This window comes from Ramlibacter tataouinensis, from assembly GCF_001580455.1.
Lineage (GTDB): Bacteria > Pseudomonadota > Gammaproteobacteria > Burkholderiales > Burkholderiaceae_C > Ramlibacter > Ramlibacter tataouinensis_B.
Genome location: NZ_CP010951.1, coordinates 2,236,422 through 2,255,431 on the forward strand (window position 1 = coordinate 2,236,422; position 19,010 = coordinate 2,255,431).

Here is a 19,010-nt window from a genome sequence, read left to right on the forward strand (position 1 = left end):
TAGTATTTGGACAAGCGGCGAGGCATCTTGCCCCGCGATACCAAGGAGAAAACCATGACCAGCTTTGCCCATGTCGACTATCCCGCCCAGCATCCGGGCGTCGAGCGTGCCGAACGTGTCGTGGGCAGCGTCAAGCAGCTCGCGCGCGGCTTCGACGGCGCACGCACCGCCGCCACCCTGCTGCTGTCGGCCATCGTGGCGGCGCTGCTGGTGGTCGCGAACCAGGTCGTGGACACCTGGACCGAGGGCCATCTGCTGGTGGCCTGGATCGCCATGTGGACGGTGGCCTTTGCCGCGCTGGCCCTGCTGGCCGCGCCGGCACGCCATGCGGCCGCCCTGGCGCGCGGCGCGGTGAAGGCGTGGAATGCGGCACGCCGCCAGGCCGCCGCGGACGCGCAGTACTGGCAAGCCGCGCTGGCCGATGCCCGCATCATGGCTGACATCAGCCGCGCGATGAGCGCCGCCGCGGTGCGCGACATCCGCGCCTACTACTGAGAGCATGCAATGGCCGCCCTCTTGCTGATGCGACTGGCGGGCGGCGCCGTCCGCCTGCTGCCGGGCCCCTTGCACCGGGCGCTTGACGCCTGGTCCCTGCGCGTGGCGCGCAGGCGCCGGGAGCGAAGGTTCCAGGCCAGCGCGCGCAGCGCCGCCCACGCCAAGTAGACAGCGACCCCGCCTGAACAAAAAGGCCGTTCCTCTTGCCGAGGAACGGCTTTTTCATTGGCCGTGGCGTCAGCGTCAGCGCTGGCGCCGCAACCCGCTGTCCTGGACCAGTTCGCCGTCCTCTTTTTTGAAGGGTGCCAGCTTCGGGACGGGCAGCAGCTCCAGCACGGCCTCGGAGGGCCGGCACAGCCGGGTGCCCAGCGGCGTGCGGACGATGGGGCGGTTCATCAGGATCGGGTGCTGCTGGATGAAGTCCAGCAATTGCTCGTCGGTCCATTTGGGATCCGACAGGCCCAGCTCGCCGTACGGCGTGCCCTTCTCGCGCAGCAGTTCGCGCGCACCGATCCCCATCTCGCTCAGCAGCGCCCGCAGCTCATCGCGGGACGGCGGGGTCTTCAGGTACTCCACCACCCGGGGTTCGATCCCGGCGTGCCGGATGAGGGCCAGCGTGTTGCGACTGGTGCCGCAGCTCGGGTTGTGAAAGATGGTGACGTCTGGCATTGTCTTGAGCTCGCAAAAGGCGCAGCCTAGGCGGTGAGCTTCAGGCCCACGATGCCGGCCACGATCAGGGCCACACAGCCGAGCCGGGCCAGGGTGGCCGGCTCGTTGAACAGCATAACCCCCAGAAGCACGGTCCCGGCCGCGCCGATCCCGGTCCACACGGCGTAGGCGGTACCCACCGGCAGGGTGCGCATCGTCCAGCCCAAAAGCACCACGCTGACCACCATGGCGGCCAGCGTGGCGGCGCTGGGCCAGAAGCGGGAAAAGCCGTCGGTGTATTTCAGCCCGATCGCCCAGGCCACTTCAAAGAGACCGGCGACCACCAGAACAATCCAGGCCATATCGAACTCCCGGGGCGAGCGAGCGCCCACTCAGCCGGGGTCGTCCCCGCAAGAAAAAAGCCGGGCAAGGTCGTCCTTACCCGGCGGTGCTGGACTCTGGGGTCCAGCCGATCAGTGCGGAAAGTCGTCAGGCGGCGAGACGGCGCTCGATCTCGGCCTTGGTGTCCTTCAGCTCCTGCGGCAGGCGGTGCTGCAGCTGCTGGAACAGCTCGTGATGTAACTGCAGCTCTTTCTCCCAGGCGGGCAGGTCGATGCCGATCACCTGCTGGAACTGCTCCTTGCTGAAGGGCAGGCCTTCCCAGTTCAGTTCCTCGTAGCTCGGGCTGATGCCGAAGGGGTGTTGGTTGCCTCGGGCCTGGCCTTCGACGCGGTCGATCATCCACTTCAGCACGCGCATGTTCTCGCCGTAGCCCGGCCAGACGAACTTGCCGTCCTCGCCCTTGCGGAACCAGTTGGTGGTGAAGATCCGGGGCAGCTTGGCGCCGGTGGCCTCCAGCTTGCGGCCCAGGTTGAGCCAGTGCTGGAAGTAGTCGCTCATGTTGTAGCCGGCGAAGGGCAGCATGGCGAACGGATCGCGGCGCACAACGCCCTGCTGGCCGATGATGGCGGCGGTGGTTTCCGAGCCCATGGTGGCGGCCATGTACACGCCTTCCACCCAGTCGTTGGCCTCGGTCACCAGCGGCACCGTGGTGGAGCGGCGGCCGCCGAAGATGAAGGCGTCGATCGGCACGCCGGCCGGATCGTCCCAGGCCGGGTCCAGCGCCGGGTTGTTGGTGGCAGCCACGGTGAAGCGGGCGTTCGGGTGCGCGGCCTTGGCGCCGGTCTCCTTGGCCAGTTGCGGCGTCCAGTCCTTGCCCTGCCAGTCGATGGCGTGGGCCGGGGCCTCACCGTCCATGCCTTCCCACCAGACGTCGCCGTCGTCGGTCAGCGCGACGTTGGTGTAGATCACGTCCCGCTTCAGCGAATCCATGCAGTTGGGATTCGTCTTGAAGTTGGTGCCGGGCGCCACGCCGAAATAGCCGGCTTCGGGGTTGATCGCGTACAGGCGGCCGTCGGTGCCGGGCTTGATCCAGGCGATGTCGTCGCCGATGGTCGTGACCTTCCAGCCCTCGAAGCCCTTGGGCGGGATCAGCATCGCGAAGTTGGTCTTGCCGCAGGCCGACGGGAAGGCGGCGGCGACGTGGTACTTGCGGCCCTTCGGGTTGGTCACGCCCAGGATGAGCATGTGCTCGGCCAGCCAGCCTTCGTCGCGGCCCATGGTCGAGGCGATGCGCAGCGCGAAGCACTTCTTGCCCAGCAGCGCATTGCCGCCGTAGCCCGAGCCGTACGACCAGATCTCGCGGGTTTCCGGGTAGTGGACGATGTACTTGGTCTTGTTGCAGGGCCAGGCGGTCTGGTCCTTCTCGCCCGGCTGCAGCGGCGCGCCCACGGTGTGGACGCAGGGCACGAACTCGCCGTTGACGCCGAGCACGTCGTACACCGCGCGGCCCATGCGGGTCATGATCTTCATGTTGACCGCGACGTAGGGGCTGTCGGACAGCTCGATGCCGATGTGGGCGATCGGCGAGCCCAGCGGGCCCATGGAGAAGGGCACCACGTACATGGTGCGGCCGCGCATGCAGCCATCGAACAGCGGCTGCAGCGTGGCGCGCATCTCGGCCGGAGCGACCCAGTTGTTGGTCGGGCCGGCGTCTTCCTTCTTGGCCGAGCAGATGAAGGTGCGGTCTTCGACCCGCGCCACGTCGCTCGGGTCGGACCAGGCCAGGTAGGAGTTCGGCCGCTTGGCCGCGTTGAGCTTCTTGAAGGTGCCGGCGTCCACCAGCTGCTGGCAGAGCGCGTCGTACTCTTCCTGGCTGCCGTCGCACCAATGGATGCGTTCGGGCTTGCACAGTGCCGCCATGTCGGCGACCCACGCGATCAGCTTCGCGTTCTTCACAAAGGCCGGGGTCTGCAAGTTCAAGCCTTGCATCACGGGAGAGTTCATCCAAAAGCTCCTGAAAATAAAACCTGATCTCAGAAAGGCGGAGCTCGGGAAGGTGACGAGCGCTGCCTTTTTGAAATCGGGCTCGGCTCAGTCAACGGGCGGGACTGCGGGGTCGGCAGTGGCTGGGCGCGAGGGGTGTCTCGCTTCCCGCGGGTCGGCTGGGAGGCCAATTTTAGGGAAGCAGCCGGGGCCTCGGCTGTCGCCCAATCTGATTTTCATGCAGAACTTGCATGAGGTTATGCGAGCTTGAAGCGCGACCATTCGTGCCAGCGCCGGGCGTGACAAAAGGCACGGCCGCGCGGCCTGCAAAGCTGCGCGGCGGAAGGGGAAAACGGGAAAAGCCGGGGGCGAACGCGCGACGCGCCGTCAGGCCATGTAGACGGCGATGAAGGCCAGCAGGAACATCAGCACGCCGCCCATGACGGGCAGCACCACGGGCATCAGGTGCACCACGGACTCGACGCCGTCATGCGCCGGGGTCTGCTCAGTCGTCGTTGTGGGGGTGGCCATGTGTGTCAGTTCCTGCTTGGATGTCGAGCTGGCGGGAATTCTAGCCCAGGGCTGCTGGCCCACCCTAGAGCAGCGCGTAGGTCACGCTGGCGCGGCACACGCTCTTGCCGTCGGCGGCGCCGCGCAGGTCGATCTCGCCGAACGCCAGCGACTTGCCGGCGCGCAGCACCCGCGCCTGCACCAGCGCATCCTGGTTGGACAGGGGCTTGAGGAAGCTGGTGTTCATCTGCACGGTGGTGCAGGGCCGGAACTCGCCGAAATGGTTGATCAGGGCCAGCACCATGGCGGTGTCGGCGGCCGCCATCATGGCCTGGCCGCACAGCATGCCGCCCACTCGCGACAGCCGCTCGCCTTGCGGCAACCTCAGCGTCACGCCGTCGCCGTCGAAGCTTTCGACCGCCAGCCCCAGCTCCTGCACCCAGGGGGCGAAGTACTCGGGCAGCGCCCCCTGCAGTTTTTCCTTGTCCATCATTGCTCCCTCGCCTGGAATCCGCCGCGGTGCAGCGCCTCGAGCACCGACTGGATGTGGTCGCGCCCGCGCGTCTGCAGCACCAGCTCGATCTCCACATTCTGGGCCGCCAGCAGCGTGAACGCGCGCTGGTGGTGCACCTCGTCGATGTTGGCACCGGCCTCGCCGACGATGGCGGTGATGCGCGCCAACGAGCCCGGCACGTCGCGCGCGCTCACCAGCACCCGCGCCAGCCGGCCGGCCCGCACCATGCCGCGCTCGATGATCGCCGCCAGCAGCATGGGGTCGATGTTGCCGCCGCCCAGCACCAGGCCGACGGTGCGGCCGCGGAAGCGCCCGGGCTCCTTGAGCAGGGCCGCCAGTCCGGCGGCGCCGGCGCCCTCGACCAGCGTCTTCTCGATCTCCAGCAGCATCACGATCGCCTGCTCGATGTCGCCCTCGTCCACCAGCAACAGGTCGTCGACATGGCGCTCGATCACCGCCCGCGTGATGTGCCCGGGCGTGCCGACGGCGATGCCTTCGGCGATGGTGCTGGCGCCCTGCGGCAGCGCCGCATGCTTGACCGCGTTGAACATGTTGGGAAAGCGCAGCGCCTGCACGCCCACCACCTCGATCGAGGGCTTGATCGCCTTGGCCGCCACCGCGATGCCCGAGATCAGGCCGCCGCCGCCGACCGCCACCACCAGCGTGTCCAGCTGCGGCACCGCCCGCAGCATCTCGATGCCCACCGTTCCCTGGCCGGCGACGATCGCCTCATCGTCATAGGGGTGCACGAAGGTGAGTTCCTGCGCCGCGGCCAGCTGCAAGGCATGGCTGCGCGCCTCGTCCAGGGTGTCGCCGTGCAGCAGCACCTCGGCGCCGAAGCTGCGGGTGCGCTCCACCTTCACGCCCGGCGTGAAGCGCGGCATCACGATCACGGCGCGCAGGCCGAGGCGCTGCGCATGGTAGGCCACGCCCTGGGCGTGGTTGCCGGCGCTCATCGCGATGACGCCGCGCCGCTTCTCCTCATCGCTCAGTTGCGCCAGCTTGTTGCAGGCGCCGCGCTCCTTGAAGGATGCAGTGAACTGCAGGTTCTCGAACTTCAGGAACACCTGCGCACCAGTGATGTGCGAGAGCGTGCGCGATTCCACGCAGGGCGTGTCCATCACCTGCCCGTGCAAGCGGGCGGCGGCGGCCTGGATGTCGGCGAGTTCGATCATGTCAGGGGCGATTGTCCACGGCAAACGAGCAGCCCCGCGCAGGGGCTTTGGCAGCGGCTTCCATTTAGGATGGACCCGCGTTATTGTCGGACACCCCCCAACGGGGCCTGGAGGCCTGGCCATGGTCAAGCGCGCGGCGGATGTGCAGCTGCTTCCCTCACCGGGATTGAAGGACGCGCCGGTGCTGGACCTGATGTGCTCACACTTCGTCCTGACGCTGGCCGCCAAGCAGGGCGGCAAGTTCAACGTGCGGCGGGACCTGAACGGGCTGCTCTCACTGGCCGGCCGCCACCTCGTGTGGCCGGCGCCGGCCCTGGTGCGGCTGCGCGAGTTCCTGGCGCGGCGCTGCAAGGACAACGAGTTCTGGCGCGGCCACGAAGAGCTGCCCACCCGCGAGTTCCTGGCGCGCCACGGCCTGTGGCGCGGGCCCTACGAGGAGGGCACGCTGTTCTTCTACCTCGACGAGTACGCCAAGGACCAGCCCAAGGACCTGTTGTCGGTGCTGGCGGTCACCGGCGACTGGCTCTCGCACGCCCTGAAGAAGCAGTCCACCCTGGTCGAAAAGAACATCGATGCGCTGTCCGGGCTGCTGCAGCTGAACAATGCAGAGCGGGCGCTGCTGCTGTACGGCACGCTGGCGCGCTACCAGCGCGACTTGCGCAGCCTGCTGGTCGAGTTCAAGGTCAACAATGCGCCGGAAGCCTATGCCGCCATTGCCGAGATCGCCGGCGTGAACGCCAGCGACGTGGGCGAGGCGCTGCGCAACGGCTCGCGCCTGGAGCGCATCGGGCTGGTGGAGAACCTGATCTCCGAGCACAACATCACCGACCTGGCCGACCTGATGAAGGTCAGCGAGAAGCTGCCGCCGGTGCTGATGCGCGAGTACCGCGACCAGAGCGAGCTGATGGCGGTGTTCACGCGGCCCTCGGCCAAGAGCGAGCTCAGGCTGTCGGACTTCAGCTTCGTGGCCGAGGACGCGCAGGTGATGTCGGCGCTGCTGCGCAATGCGGTGGCGCGCAAGGAGCCGGGCGTGAACGTGCTGCTGTACGGGCCGCCCGGCACCGGCAAGACCGAGCTGGCCAAGGTGGTGGCGCAGTCGGCCGGCCTGGACCTGTTCGAAGTCGAATACGCCGACCGCGACGGCAATTCGCTGTCCGGCCGCGACCGCTACCGCTCGCTGCAGATCGCGCAGGTGTTCCTCAAGGGCAGCGCGCAGGCGGCGCTGCTGTTCGACGAGGTGGAAGACGTGTTTCCGCCGATCTCCAGCGAGGCGGCGCAGTTGATGGCGCGCGCCGACCAGGTGGTGGCACCGGCCGGCGCCAGCGTCAACGGCAAGGCCTGGGTGAACCAGATTCTGGAGTCCAACACCGTGCCGACGATCTGGGTCACCAACCGCATCGAGCAGATCGACCCGGCGTTCCGGCGGCGCTTCGCCTACCACCTGGAACTGAAGTCGCCGCCGCCCGGCGCGCGCGAGGCGCTGGTGCGCAAGACGCTGGAGGGCGCGGTGGTGTCGGACGCCTTCGTGGCCAAGCTCACCGAGCGGCGGGGGCTGACGCCGGCGCAGATCCGCACCGCGGTGCGCTTCGCCGGCCTGGCCGGCTTCGAGGGCGCGACCATGGAAAGCCTGATCGAACGGCAGCTGCGCAACTCGGACCAGGCACTGGGCAGCCGCGACCCGGGCGGGGCGATGCGCCACAGCGTCACCCGCTACGACCTGGAGATGCTGAACATCGAATCGCGCTTCGAGGTGCCGCGCATCATCGCGGCGCTGAAGGCGCGCGGCCACGGCACGCTGTGCTTCCACGGCGCGCCCGGCACCGGCAAGACGGCGCTGGCCGAGCACCTCGCCCAAAGCCTGGAAATGCCGCTGCTGGTCAAGCAGGCCAGCGACCTCATGAGCAAGTTCGTGGGTGAGACCGAGCAGAACATGGCGGCGATGTTCCGCGAGGGCGAAAGCGAGAAGGCGATCCTGCTGCTCGACGAGGCCGACAGCTTCCTGCAGGACCGCCGCGGCGCGCAGCGCACCTACGAGGTGACTGAAGTCAACGAGATGCTGCAGGGCATGGAGCGCTTCCGCGGCATCTTCGTGTGCACCACCAACCTGATGGACCGCATCGACCAGGCGGCGCTGCGGCGCTTCACTTTCAAGATCCGCTTCAAGCCGCTCACGCCGGCGCAGCGCGAGCGCATGTTCGTCACCGAAGCCCTGGGCGGCGAGGCGGCGCAGCTGGATGCCGGGGCCCGCACGCGGCTGGCGCAGCTGGATCAGCTGTGCCTCGGCGACTTCGCGGCGGTCAAGCGCCAGGTCGATATCCTGGCGACGCAGTTCAGCGCCGAGGAATTCCTCGGCCAACTCGAGGCGGAGCACCGCATCAAGCCCGAAGTCCGTGAGGCGCGGCGCATCGGCTTCATGCCCTAGTGGCCAACTAGTTCTGGGACTGGGCAGGGCCGCCCCGGTTGCTGAGGCGATCGTTCAATTGCCGCACCAGCCGGCTGCCGGTGCGCTCGCACAGGAAGGGAAAGATCGCGTGCGCCAGGCACGCCAGTGTCGCCAGCGCGAGCACGCCCGCGAACGACAGCGCCATGCCCATGTGCTGCCAGTAGCTTTCGCCGACATTGCTTGGGTGGCGCGTGAACGCCTGCGTGATCGTGTTCATGGCGACCAAGTCTAGGGGGCGGGCCGCGCAAACGGGTTGCAAATCACTGGCGCAAAACAGCCGCTGAGTAGAAAATGCTTCCCATGGACAAGAAAGACAGGGAAATTCTTTCTATTCTCCAGCGCGATGGCACAACGCCGCTCGCCGTGCTCGCCAAAGCCGTGCACCTGTCGCCCACGCCGTGCTGGCGCCGGGTGCAGAAGCTGCAGGAGAGCGGCGTGATCCGCGGCCAGGTCGTGCTGTGCGACCCGGCTCGGCTGAACCTGCCGGTCACCGTGTTCGTCGCCATCCGCGCCAGCCAGCACAGCGATGCCTGGACCAAGCGCTTCGTGCAGGGCACGCGCGACATTCCCGAGATCGTGGAGATCTACCGCATGAGCGGGGACGTCGACTACCTGCTCAAGGTGGTGGCGCCCGACATCGCGGGCTACGACGCCGTCTACAAGCGCCTGATCCGCGCGGTGGAACTGCAGGACGTCAGCTCGAGCTTCGCGATGGAGGTGCTCAAGTCCACCACCGCTTTGCCGCTGGACTACGCGGACTGAACCACGCGCAGCACCTCGTCGCCGTAGGCCTCCAGCTTCTTCGCGCCGATGCCGCTGATGCCCTGCAGGTCGTCCAGCGTGCGCGGCGCGAGCGCCGCGATGGCGGCCAGCGTGGCGTCGTGGAAGATCACGTAGGCCGGCAGGTTGTGCTCGCGCGCGACTTCCGCGCGCCACGCCTTCAGCGCCGCGAAGCGCATCAGGCCGTCCTGGGTGAGGCCGGCGGCGGCCGCCGGCGGCGCGGTGACGGACTTGCGCTTGCGCGCGCGGCCGGCCTGCGACACCGCCTCGCGCAGCTGCACGTCCACTTCGCCGCGCAGCACCGCGCGCGAGCCTTCGGTCAGTTTGAGGGTGTTGAAGGCGGCGCTGTCGACGCTGAGCGCGCCCAGTGCGATCAGCTGGCGCAGCACGCCGCGCAGCTGCGCCTCGCTGAACTCGGCGCCGATGCCGAAGGTGCTCAGGCGCTCGTGCCCGTACTGCGCGACCTTCTCGGTCTGGCGCCCGCGCAGCACGTCCATGACGTGTCCGGCGCCGAAGCCGATGCCGCTGTGCTGCTGCACGCGATAGACGGTGGACAGCAGCTTGCGCGCCGCATCGGTGCCGTCCCACACCCGCGGCGGCGCCACGCAGTTGTCGCAGTTGCCACAAGAGTAGCGAGCCCCCACGCTCGGCACCTCGTGTCCTCGCTGCCCCCCGAGGGGGCCCTCGCCGCCTTGGGGCGGCCCGGCGTCGGCGAGATTCTCCCCAAAGTAGCGCAACAGCCGCACCCGCCGGCAGTCGGTCGCCTCGGCCAGCGCCAGCAGGGCGTCGAGCTTGCCGCGCATCACCTGCTTGAACTCCTCGGCCGAGGGGCTTTCGTCGATCATGCGGCGTTGGTTCACCACGTCCTGCAGGCCGTAAACCATCCACGCGGCGGCCGGCAGGCCGTCGCGCCCGGCGCGCCCGGTCTCCTGGTAGTAGCCCTCGATGTTCTTGGGCATGTCCAGGTGGGCCACGAAGCGCACGTCCGGCTTGTCGATGCCCATGCCGAAGGCGATGGTGGCCACCATCACGATGCCGTCCTCGCGCAGGAAGCGGTCCTGGTGCGCCTGGCGCACTTCGGCCTCCAGCCCGGCGTGGTAGGGCAGGGCATTTGCGCCGTGCTCGCGCAGCAGCGCCGCGATCTCCTCGACCCGCTTGCGCGACTGGCAGTAGACGATGCCGGCCTCCCCCTCGTGCTCGCCCTCGATGAAGCGCAGCAGCTGGGACGCGCCGTCCTTCTTTTCGACGATGGTGTAGGAGATGTTGGGCCGGTCGAAGCTGCTGATGAACTGGCGCGCCTCCTCCAGCTGCAGGCGCTGGGTGATGTCCTCGCGGGTGATCGCGTCGGCGGTGGCGGTGAGGGCGATCCGCGGCACCTGCGGGTAGCGCTCGTGCAGCACGGTGAGCGCACGGTACTCCGGGCGGAAGTCGTGGCCCCACTGGCTCACGCAATGCGCCTCGTCGATCGCGAACAGGCTGAGCTTGCCGCGCTCGCGCAGCTCGTCCAGCAGCGCCAGGAAGCGCGGCGTGGTGACGCGCTCCGGCGCCGCGTACAGCAGCGTGAGCTCGCCGCGCGCCAGGCGCTTCTCGATCGCCCAGGCCTCCTGGCTGGTCAGCGTGGAGTTCAGGAACGCCGCCTCGACCCCGGCCTCGTGCAGCGCGCCGACCTGGTCGTGCATCAGGGCGATCAGCGGCGAGACCACCACCGTCAGGCCCTGGCCGGCGCGCTCGCGCGCGATCGCCGGCACCTGGTAGCACAGCGACTTGCCGCCGCCGGTGGGCATCAGCACCAGCGCGTCGCCGCCGGCGATCACGTGGTCGACGATGTCCGCCTGGGGGCCACGAAACCGCTCGTAGCCAAAAACTTCCTGGAGAATGGATTGGGGTGAAGGCACAGGGCGCGTATTTTCCCGACAATTCCTACAATCAACGCACCATGAGACAAATCGCCTACACCCGCGGCCAGGCCCTGCCCGCCATCCTCGAGCAACGCATCGCGATCCTCGACGGCGCCATGGGCACCATGCTGCAGCGGTTCCGCCTCACGGAAGCCGACTACCGCGGCGAGCGCTTCAAGGACCACCCCAAGGACCTGCGCAACAACGGCGACCTGCTGTCGCTCACCAAGCCGGAGGTGGTACGCGACATCCACGAGGCCTACCTGGCCGCCGGCGTCGACATCATCGAGACCAACACCTTCGGCGCCACCCGCATCGCGCAGGACGACTACGGCCTGGGCGAACTGGCGCTGGAGATGAACCGTGAGTCGGCCAGGCTGGCGCGCGCCGCGGCCGACAAGTTCTCCACCACCGACAAGCCGCGCTTCGTCGCCGGTGCGCTCGGCCCGACGCCGCGCACCGCCAGCATCAGCCCCGACGTGAACGACCCCGGCGCGCGCAACGTCGACTTCGAGCAGCTGCGCCAGTCGTACTACGAGCAGGTGCAGGGGCTGACCGAAGGCGGCGCCGACCTGCTGCTGGTGGAAACCATCTTCGACACGCTCAACGCCAAGGCAGCGCTGTTCGCCATCGACGAGTACTTCGAGCACTCGGGCGAGCGCCTGCCGGTGATCATCAGCGGCACCGTGACCGATGCCTCCGGGCGCATCCTCAGCGGCCAGACCGTCACCGCCTTCTGGTACAGCGTGCGCCATGCCCGCCCGCTGGCGGTCGGCCTGAACTGCGCGCTCGGCGCCGCCCTGATGCGCCCCTACATCCAGGAACTGGCGCGCGTCGCCCCCGACACGTTCATCAGCTGCTACCCCAACGCCGGCCTGCCCAACCCGATGAGCGAGACCGGCTTCGACGAGACGCCCGAGGTCACGGCGCGCCTGCTGCGCGAGTTCGCGGCCGAGGGGCTGGTGAACATCGTCGGCGGCTGCTGTGGCACCACGCCGGACCACATCGCGGCGATCCGCGAGGCGGTGCAGCCGCTGGCGGCGCGCGGCCTCAAGCGCGAGTATTTCTACAAGGAAGCGGCCTAAAGCCTGAACCGGCCCGGGCGCCGAGCCGGCGCAGGCACGGGAAGTGCTTGGACCCTGCTGACATCTCCTCGGTTGGGCGTTGTTCGCAAGTTTCTTCCGCCCGACCCCTCGCATCCCCCGGAGCGCGGCCGTTCCGGGGGATTTTTTTGCGTCATTGGCCGCCGGGCCTCAAGCCTCGGCGACGAATTCCTTGAACTGACCGGCGATGGACCGGGCGGCGGCCTCCAGCAGCCGCTGACCGTGCTCCGGCCGGGCCAGCGACGGATCGGAGCCGATCCGGCCGTCCGGGAAGCGGCGCCTGAAATCGCGGGCGTCGTGGAAACCGCCGCCGGGCGCGACCTGCGGCGACATGCTGACGTGCTTGATGGCCTCGGGATAGGCGTACTGGGTCAAGGAGACTTCGGATGGCGTGGCGTGCGATCCCTCCACGCCGGGGAACAGCTCCTTGGACAGGCGGCCGACCGCTTCGTTCTCCCACCAGTTCGCCAGGGCGCAGCGCAAGTCCGGCGCGTTCCCGCCCCTGCAGGCGCGGTTCTCCGCATGGACCTCGTAAAACGCCGCGCGGATGCTGGGGATGTTGCCGCCGTGCCCGTTGATGAAGAAGAAGCGCTCGAACCCGTGCTCGGCCAGGGACATGACGCAGTCGCGGATCACCGCGATCAGCGTCGAGGGCCGCAGCGTCATGGAGCCGGCAAACTCCATGTGGTGCACAGCCATGCCGACCGCGATGGTCGGCGCGACCATCGCGCCGTCGGCGGCGCCGATCGCCTTCGCGATCACCTCCGCGCAAATGGCGTCGGTGCCGATGAGGCCATTGGGCCCGTGCTGCTCGGTCGAGCCGATCGGCATGAGGATGGCCTTCGGGCCTTTGTGGAGATAGGCCTCGACTTCGGCCCAGGTACACAGCTGCAGTTGCACGGTGTCGGTCCTTCGGCGTTCCGTTCGATGCCCGGGATGATAGGCATGCCGGCCGTTCGCCGAGCTCAACGGGGAGCAGCGATTAGAATCGGCCTTCCTCAAGGAGCGCTGCAGCGACCGGGCATGAGGCCCGGCGTCAGGCTTGAGATTTCCAACCGCGCTCACCTGCACGTATGAGGTGAGAGATGCGCGAAACCCCCGTTCCCTCCATGAAACTGTCCGGCCTGGAGCCCGTCGCGATCGGGTCCGGCAGCCTGTTCGTCAACATCGGCGAGCGCACCAACGTCACCGGCTCCAAGGCCTTCGCCCGCATGATCCTGGCCGGCCAGTTCGAGCAGGCGCTGGCCGTGGCGCGCCAGCAGGTCGAGAACGGCGCCCAGGTGATCGACGTCAACATGGACGAAGCCATGCTCGACAGCAAGGCCGCCATGGTGCGCTTCCTCAACCTGATGGCCGGCGAGCCCGACATCGCCAAGGTGCCGGTGATGGTCGATTCCTCCAAGTGGGAGGTGATCGAGGCGGGCCTGCGCTGCATCCAGGGCAAGGGCATCGTCAACTCGATCTCGCTCAAGGAAGGCGAGGCCGAGTTCAAGCGCCAGGCCGGGCTGGTGCGGCGCTACGGCGCCGCGGCGGTGGTGATGGCCTTCGACGAGAAGGGCCAGGCCGACAGCTACGAGCGCAAGACCGAGATCTGCGCGCGGGCCTACCGCATCCTGGTGGACGAGGTCGGCCTGCCGCCCGAGGACATCATCTTCGACCCCAACATCTTCGCGATCGCCACCGGCATCGAGGAGCACAACAACTACGCAGTGGACTTCATCGAGGCCACGCGCTGGATCAAGCAGAACCTGCCCGGCGCCAAGGTCTCCGGCGGCGTGTCCAACGTGAGCTTCTCGTTCCGCGGCAACGACCCGGTGCGCGAAGCGATCCACACCGTGTTCCTGTACCACGCGATCAAGGCCGGCATGGACATGGGCATCGTCAACGCCGGCATGGTCGGCGTCTACGACGAGGTCGAGCCGCAGCTGCGCGAGCGGGTCGAGGACGTGGTGCTCAACCGCCGGCCGGACGCCGGCGAGCGGCTGGTCGAGATCGCCGAGGATGCCAAGGGCGCGGCCAAGGACGATGCCAGGAAGAACGAGTGGCGCGCCGGCACCGTCGAGCAGCGCCTGTCGCACGCTTTGGTGGCGGGCATCACCGACTTCATCGTGCAGGACACGGAGGAAGCCTATCGCGCCATCCTGGCGCGCGGCGGCCGCCCGCTGCACGTGATCGAGGGCCCGCTGATGGACGGCATGAACGTCGTCGGCGAGCTGTTCGGGCAGGGCAAGATGTTCCTGCCGCAGGTGGTGAAGTCGGCGCGCGTGATGAAGCAGGCCGTTGCCCACCTGGTGCCCTACATCGAGGAAGAAAAGCGCCAGCAGGCGGCCGCCGGCGAGGAGGTCAAGGCCAAGGGCAAGATCGTGATCGCCACCGTCAAGGGCGACGTGCACGACATCGGCAAGAACATCGTCACCGTGGTCCTCCAGTGCAACAACTTCGAGGTCGTGAACATGGGCGTGATGGTGCCCTGCCACGAGATCCTGGCGAAGGCCAAGGTGGAGGGCGCGGACATCGTCGGCCTGTCGGGCCTGATCACGCCCTCGCTGGAGGAGATGCAGTACGTCGCCGGCGAGATGCAGAAGGACGAGCACTTCCGCATCCGCAAGATTCCGCTGCTGATCGGCGGCGCCACCACCAGCCGGGTGCACACGGCGGTGAAGATCGCGCCGCACTACGAGGGACCGGTGGTCTACGTGCCGGACGCCTCGCGCAGCGTCAGCGTGGCCCAGGGCCTGCTGTCGGACCAGGCGGCCCGCTACATCGCCGAAGTCGAAGCCGACTACGAGAAGGTGCGCCAGCTGCACGCCGGCAAGAAGCAGACTCCTCTGTGGCCGCTGGCGCAGGCGCGCGCCAACAAGACGCCGGTCGACTGGAGCCGCTACACGCCGCCGCAGCCCAAGTTCCTGGGCCGGCGGGTGTTCCGCAACTTCGACCTGGCGCAGCTGGCCCGCTACATCGACTGGGGCCCGTTCTTCCAGACCTGGGACCTGGCCGGGCCGTTCCCCGCCATCCTCAAGGATGAGGTGGTGGGCGCCGAGGCGGTGCGCGTCTATGGCGACGGCCAGCGCATGCTCAAGCGCCTGATCGAGGGTCGCTGGCTCACCGCCAACGCGGTGGTGGGCTTCTGGCCGGCCAACGCCGTGAACGACGACGACATCCAGCTCTACACCGACGAGTCGCGCCAGCAGGTGGCGCTGACCTGGTGGGGCTTGCGCCAGCAGACCGAGAAGCAGGCGGTGGAAGGCCGGATGCGGCCGAGCCGCGCGCTGGCCGATTTCGTCGCCCCGCGCGGGGCGGCCAAGGACTATGTCGGCGCCTTCGCGGTGACGGCCGGGCTCGGCGTCGAGCAGAAGGAAAAGTACTTCCTGGACGACCTGGACGACTACTCGGCGATCATGCTGAAGGCACTGGCCGACCGGCTGGCCGAGGCGCTGGCTGAAGCGATGCACGAGCGGGTACGCAAGGACCTTTGGGGCTATGCCGGCGGCGAGTCGCTGGACAACGAGGCGCTGATCGCCGAGAAATACCGCGGCATCCGGCCGGCCCCCGGCTACCCGGCCTGCCCGGACCACAGCGTCAAGCGCGCGCTGTTCGAGCTGCTGGAAGCGCATGAAGTGGGCATGGGCCTGACCGAGAGCATGGCGATGACGCCGGCGGCGAGCGTCAGCGGCTTCTACCTGTCGCATCCCGACAGCACCTATTTCAACGTCGGCCGGGTCGGCGACGACCAGCTGCAGGACCAGGCGCGCCGCCGCGGCGCGCAACTGGCCGAGCTGCAACGTTTGCTTGCACCAAATCTCTGAGGGGCTCCGGCAATGGCTGGGCTTGGCGCTAGGCTATGGCGCTGAACTCAGCTGTATGAAGGGAAGCCCATCATGAAGAAACTCGCCATCGCCCTCCTGGCCGTCGCTGCCGCTGCCGCAGCCAGCGCACAAGGCAACCCGCACGGCGTGCCTCCCGGGATCGCGAAGAAGCTGGCGTCCTGCCAGGATTGCGGCACGGTGCAGGACGTGCATCCGGAACGCCGCAAAGGCGAAGGCGGCGCCGTCGGCATCGTGGGCGGCGCCGTGGTCGGCGGCCTGCTCGGCAACCAGGTCGGCAAGGGCAACGGCAAGACGCTGGCCACCGCCGCCGGCGCGGTCGCGGGCGGCTATGCGGGCAACGAAGTGCAGAAGGCTGCGACCAGCAAGGACGTGTGGGTGACCAAGGTCAAGATGAAGGACGGCACGGTGCGCAATTTCGAGCAGGAAGCCAAGCCGGCATGGAAGGCGGGCACCGTGGTCAAGTTCACCAGCAAGGGGCTGGTCCAGATCTGACCGGCGCCCGCCGGGGCGAGGTCAGCGCGCGCGCTTGAGCGCGATGCGCTGCGCCAGCATGAGCGCCGCGACCGCCGAAAGGCTCAACGCCAGCAACAGCCAGAGCCCGTGCGCATAGCCGGCCTGCGCGGTCCACAAGGCGCCCAGCAACCAGGGTGTGGCTGCGCGCGCCAGGGCCGAGGGCAGTCCCAGTGCGCCATTGAGCGAGGCGACGTGCTCGCGGCTGACGTACTGGGCGATCGCCGTGCCCTTCACGATGGTGATCATTCCGTTGCCCAGCCCGTAGAGCGCGACGAAGAGCAGCGCTGCCCAGGGGTAGCCGGCGCCGGCGATCAGCAGCACCAGGCCGATCGGCACCAGGGTCGGGATGACGCGGTTGGCCAGGTGCACGTCGAAGCGGTGCTCGAACAGGAACAGCAGCACCCGCCCGGCCACCTGCATCAGCCCGATGCTGGCGGGAATCGCGATCACCCAGCGCTCGTCGAGGCCGCTGCCGCGCAGCAGGCTGATCATGTGCGGCGGCAGGGCGGCGGTCACTGCCATCATCGCGACCACGAAGACACCGATCAACAGGAACGGCGCCTCGCGCATGTGGGCCGCGGCGGGCGCGCGCGCCGCCGCGGGTGCGGGCACCGCCGGCGTGGGCGCGTCGCGCAGCAGGCGCGCATGCAGCGGCGCGCAAACGAGCAGATGCAGCCCGGCCAGCACCCACAGCGCGTGGCGCCAGCCCAGGGCGGCGATCAGCCAGGCGGTGAGCGGGATGAACACCGTGCTGGCGAGCCCGCCCAGGAACGTGATGGTGATGATCGCGCGCCGGAAGTCCTGCGGAAAGCGCCGGGTCACCACCGCGAACACCGGCGTGTACAGGGTCCCGGCCATGGCGATCCCCAGTCCGATCCACACCGCGTAGAAGCCCCACGGGCCCTGGATCGCGCTGTGCGCCAGCAGGCAGGCGCCGGCCAGCAGCGAGCTGCCGGTGACCACCGCCCGTTCGTGCCCGCGGTCGATCCAGCGGCCCACCGGATAGGCGGCGATGCCTTCGGCCAGCAGCGCCAGGCTGAACGCCAGCGAGGCCTGCGCGCGACTCATGCCCAACTCGCGCTCCACCGGTTCCAGCAGCAGCGCGAAGGTGTAGAACAGGCTGCCCCAGGAAATCAGTTGCGCGAGCGACAGCCAGCCCACCAGCCGGCGATCGTGCGCCGGCGAAGCGGACGGCGAACTCATGCGGCGATTGTCGTCGCCAGCGCCCGCCGGTACTGCACCGCCTCCGCGATGTGGGCGACCTCGATGCTGCCCGCGCCGGCCAGGTCGGCGATGGTTCGCGCCACCTTCATCGCGCGGTGCGTGGCGCGCGCGCTCCAGCCCAGGCGCGACGCGGCCAGGTGGAGGAACTTCAGCGCCGCCGCATCGAGCTGCGCGTGCGCATCGAGCTCCTTGCCTTGCAAGGCCTGGTTCGGCTTGCCCTGGCGCTGCAGGGAGCGCACGTGCGCCGCCTGGCAGCGCTCGCGTACCGCCTGCGACGCTTCGCCTTCCGGCGCCTGCAGCAGTTCCTCGGCGCCGAGCGCCGGCACCTCGACATGCAGGTCGATGCGATCGAGCAGCGGCCCGCTCAAGCGGGCCTGGTAGCGCGCGACCTGGTCCGGCGTGCAGCGGCAGTGGCGGTGCGCCGCGCCCAGCCAGCCGCAGGGACAGGGATTCATGGCGCCGACGAACTGGAAGCGCGCCGGGAATTCGGCGCGGTGCGCCGCGCGCGAGATGGTGATGTGGCCGGTTTCCAGGGGTTCGCGCAGCGCTTCGAGGGCGGCGCGCGGAAACTCCGGCAGTTCATCGAGGAACAGCACGCCGTTGTGCGCCAGCGAGATTTCGCCGGGCCGCGGCGGCGAACCGCCACCGACCAAGGCGACGGCGCTGGCACTGTGATGCGGGCTGCGTGTCGGCCGCAGCCCCCATTCCGACTGCGAGAAGCGCCCGGCGAGGCTGGCGATGGCCGCGGTCTGCAGCGCTTCGTCCACCGACAGCGGCGGCAGCAGTCCGGCGAAGCGCTGCGCCAGCATGGACTTGCCCGACCCCGGCGGGCCGAGCAGCAGCAGGCTGTGCCCGCCGGCCGCGGCGATCTCCAAAGCCCGCCGGGCGGCGGCCTGGCCCTTGACGTCAGCGAGGTCCGGGTGCGACGCCGCGCCCAGTGCCGGCTGCGGCACCACCTGGCGCCATCCCGGTCCTGCATCGTGGCTGGGCGGACCGGGCAGGAACTGCCGCACGACGTCGAGCAGGTGGTCGGCCCGGTACACCTGGGCCTGCGGCACCAGCGCGGCGTCCTCGGCGCTGCCGGGCGGCAGCACCAGCCTGGCGCTGGCGCCGGCGGCGTGCAGCGCCAGGCTCATGGCCAGGGCGCCGCGCACCGGCCGCAGCTCGCCCGACAGCGAGAGCTCGCCGGCGAACTCCCAGCCTGCCAGCTTGGCTGCATCGACCTGGCCGCTGGCCGCCAGGATGCCCAGCGCGATCGGCAGGTCGAAGCGGCCGGAGTCCTTGGGCAGGTCGGCCGGCGCCAGATTCACCGTGATGCGCTTGTTGTGCGGGAACTCCAGGCCGCAGTTCTGCAGCGCCGAGCGCACCCGCTCGCGCGCTTCCTTCACTTCGACGTCGGCCAGGCCGACCAGCGTGAAGCTGGGCAGCCCGTTGGCCAGGTGCACCTCGACCGTGACGGCGGCGGCCTGCAGGCCGAGCTGCGCGCGGCTTTGCACAAGAGACAAGCTCATCGGCATTCCTCCCCATTCGGGTGCATCCAGCCCCTGTCACGTGC

The 19,010-nt window shown here is 68.9% G+C and carries 18 protein-coding genes and 1 riboswitch; of the genes, 7 read left to right on the top strand and 11 right to left on the bottom strand.

Annotation, left to right across the window (positions count from 1 at the left end; genetic code table 11):
- Positions 1–54 precede the first annotated feature (54 nt).
- Positions 55–495, top strand: coding sequence for a hypothetical protein (locus UC35_RS10800; RefSeq protein ID WP_061503790.1), 441 nt, complete (start codon positions 55–57; stop codon positions 493–495).
- Positions 496–504: 9 nt separating this feature from the next.
- Positions 505–663, top strand: coding sequence for a hypothetical protein (locus tag UC35_RS23915; RefSeq protein ID WP_158513885.1), 159 nt, complete (start codon positions 505–507; stop codon positions 661–663).
- Between the two features lie 75 nt (positions 664–738).
- Here the strand turns inward: UC35_RS23915 and arsC are convergent, their stop codons facing one another.
- From arsC to UC35_RS10825, 6 genes are all read right to left on the bottom strand, one after another.
- A complete protein-coding gene (gene arsC, locus UC35_RS10805) occupies positions 739–1,164 on the bottom strand; it encodes an arsenate reductase (glutaredoxin) (RefSeq protein ID WP_061499185.1) in 426 nt (141 codons plus the stop codon).
- A 26-nt stretch (positions 1,165–1,190) separates the two neighbouring features.
- Positions 1,191–1,505: a quaternary ammonium compound efflux SMR transporter SugE gene (gene sugE / locus UC35_RS10810; RefSeq protein ID WP_061499188.1), complete on the bottom strand. Its 315-nt coding sequence runs from the start codon at positions 1,503–1,505 to the stop codon at positions 1,191–1,193.
- A 127-nt stretch (positions 1,506–1,632) separates the two neighbouring features.
- Positions 1,633–3,489 (bottom strand): phosphoenolpyruvate carboxykinase (GTP), encoded by a 1,857-nt coding sequence (locus UC35_RS10815; RefSeq protein ID WP_061499191.1) that lies wholly within the window; start codon positions 3,487–3,489, stop codon positions 1,633–1,635.
- Positions 3,490–3,855: 366 nt separating this feature from the next.
- Positions 3,856–3,999 (bottom strand): hypothetical protein, encoded by a 144-nt coding sequence (locus tag UC35_RS24070; protein WP_173861254.1) that lies wholly within the window; start codon positions 3,997–3,999, stop codon positions 3,856–3,858.
- A 64-nt stretch (positions 4,000–4,063) separates the two neighbouring features.
- Complete coding sequence (locus tag UC35_RS10820) at positions 4,064–4,468, bottom strand: PaaI family thioesterase (protein ID WP_061499195.1); 405 nt, start codon at positions 4,466–4,468, stop codon at positions 4,064–4,066.
- Entirely contained in the window at positions 4,468–5,667 is a 1,200-nt protein-coding gene (locus UC35_RS10825) for a threonine ammonia-lyase (RefSeq protein ID WP_061499197.1), read from the bottom strand. Before UC35_RS10825 ends, UC35_RS10820 begins: the two co-directional genes overlap by 1 nt.
- 121 nt (positions 5,668–5,788) lie before the next feature.
- Here UC35_RS10825 and UC35_RS10830 point away from each other — a divergent pair, with 121 nt between their 5' ends.
- Positions 5,789–8,089 carry an ATP-binding protein gene (locus UC35_RS10830; RefSeq protein ID WP_061499200.1) on the top strand — a complete coding sequence of 767 codons (2,301 nt, stop codon included), beginning with the start codon at positions 5,789–5,791 and terminating at the stop codon, positions 8,087–8,089.
- A 7-nt stretch (positions 8,090–8,096) separates the two neighbouring features.
- Here the strand turns inward: UC35_RS10830 and UC35_RS10835 are convergent, their stop codons facing one another.
- On the bottom strand, positions 8,097–8,327 hold the full coding sequence (locus UC35_RS10835; RefSeq protein WP_061503791.1) for a DUF6356 family protein: 231 nt from the start codon (positions 8,325–8,327) through the stop codon (positions 8,097–8,099).
- An 83-nt stretch (positions 8,328–8,410) separates the two neighbouring features.
- Between UC35_RS10835 and UC35_RS10840 the strand changes: the two genes are divergently transcribed.
- Positions 8,411–8,872 carry an Lrp/AsnC family transcriptional regulator gene (locus tag UC35_RS10840; protein ID WP_061499204.1) on the top strand — a complete coding sequence of 154 codons (462 nt, stop codon included), beginning with the start codon at positions 8,411–8,413 and terminating at the stop codon, positions 8,870–8,872.
- On the opposite strand, the gene UC35_RS10845 is transcribed toward UC35_RS10840, so the two are convergent.
- Positions 8,860–10,785, bottom strand: coding sequence for a RecQ family ATP-dependent DNA helicase (locus UC35_RS10845; RefSeq protein ID WP_061499207.1), 1,926 nt, complete (start codon positions 10,783–10,785; stop codon positions 8,860–8,862). The two genes, UC35_RS10840 and UC35_RS10845, sit on opposite strands and share 13 nt — an antisense overlap.
- A 41-nt stretch (positions 10,786–10,826) precedes the next feature.
- Between UC35_RS10845 and UC35_RS10850 the strand changes: the two genes are divergently transcribed.
- Entirely contained in the window at positions 10,827–11,873 is a 1,047-nt protein-coding gene (locus UC35_RS10850) for a homocysteine S-methyltransferase family protein (protein WP_061499210.1), read from the top strand.
- 168 nt (positions 11,874–12,041) lie between these two features.
- On the opposite strand, the gene UC35_RS10855 is transcribed toward UC35_RS10850, so the two are convergent.
- A complete protein-coding gene (locus tag UC35_RS10855) occupies positions 12,042–12,791 on the bottom strand; it encodes a creatininase family protein (protein WP_061499213.1) in 750 nt (249 codons plus the stop codon).
- Positions 12,792–12,885: 94 nt separating this feature from the next.
- Positions 12,886–12,961, top strand: a riboswitch (S-adenosyl-L-homocysteine riboswitch).
- Between the two features lie 39 nt (positions 12,962–13,000).
- Between UC35_RS10855 and metH the strand changes: the two genes are divergently transcribed.
- A complete protein-coding gene (gene metH / locus UC35_RS10860) occupies positions 13,001–15,697 on the top strand; it encodes a methionine synthase (RefSeq protein WP_145979612.1) in 2,697 nt (898 codons plus the stop codon).
- Between the two features lie 72 nt (positions 15,698–15,769).
- Positions 15,770–16,210, top strand: a complete 441-nt coding sequence (locus tag UC35_RS10865; protein ID WP_061499215.1) for a glycine zipper 2TM domain-containing protein — start codon at positions 15,770–15,772, stop codon at positions 16,208–16,210.
- A 21-nt stretch (positions 16,211–16,231) separates the two neighbouring features.
- On the opposite strand, the gene UC35_RS10870 is transcribed toward UC35_RS10865, so the two are convergent.
- Together UC35_RS10870 and UC35_RS10875 are read right to left on the bottom strand one after the other, a co-directional pair.
- On the bottom strand, positions 16,232–17,434 hold the full coding sequence (locus UC35_RS10870; RefSeq protein WP_061499218.1) for an MFS transporter: 1,203 nt from the start codon (positions 17,432–17,434) through the stop codon (positions 16,232–16,234).
- Positions 17,431–18,966, bottom strand: a complete 1,536-nt coding sequence (locus UC35_RS10875) for a YifB family Mg chelatase-like AAA ATPase (RefSeq protein WP_061499221.1) — start codon at positions 18,964–18,966, stop codon at positions 17,431–17,433. Before UC35_RS10875 ends, UC35_RS10870 begins: the two co-directional genes overlap by 4 nt.
- Between the last annotated feature and the right edge of the window lie 44 nt (positions 18,967–19,010).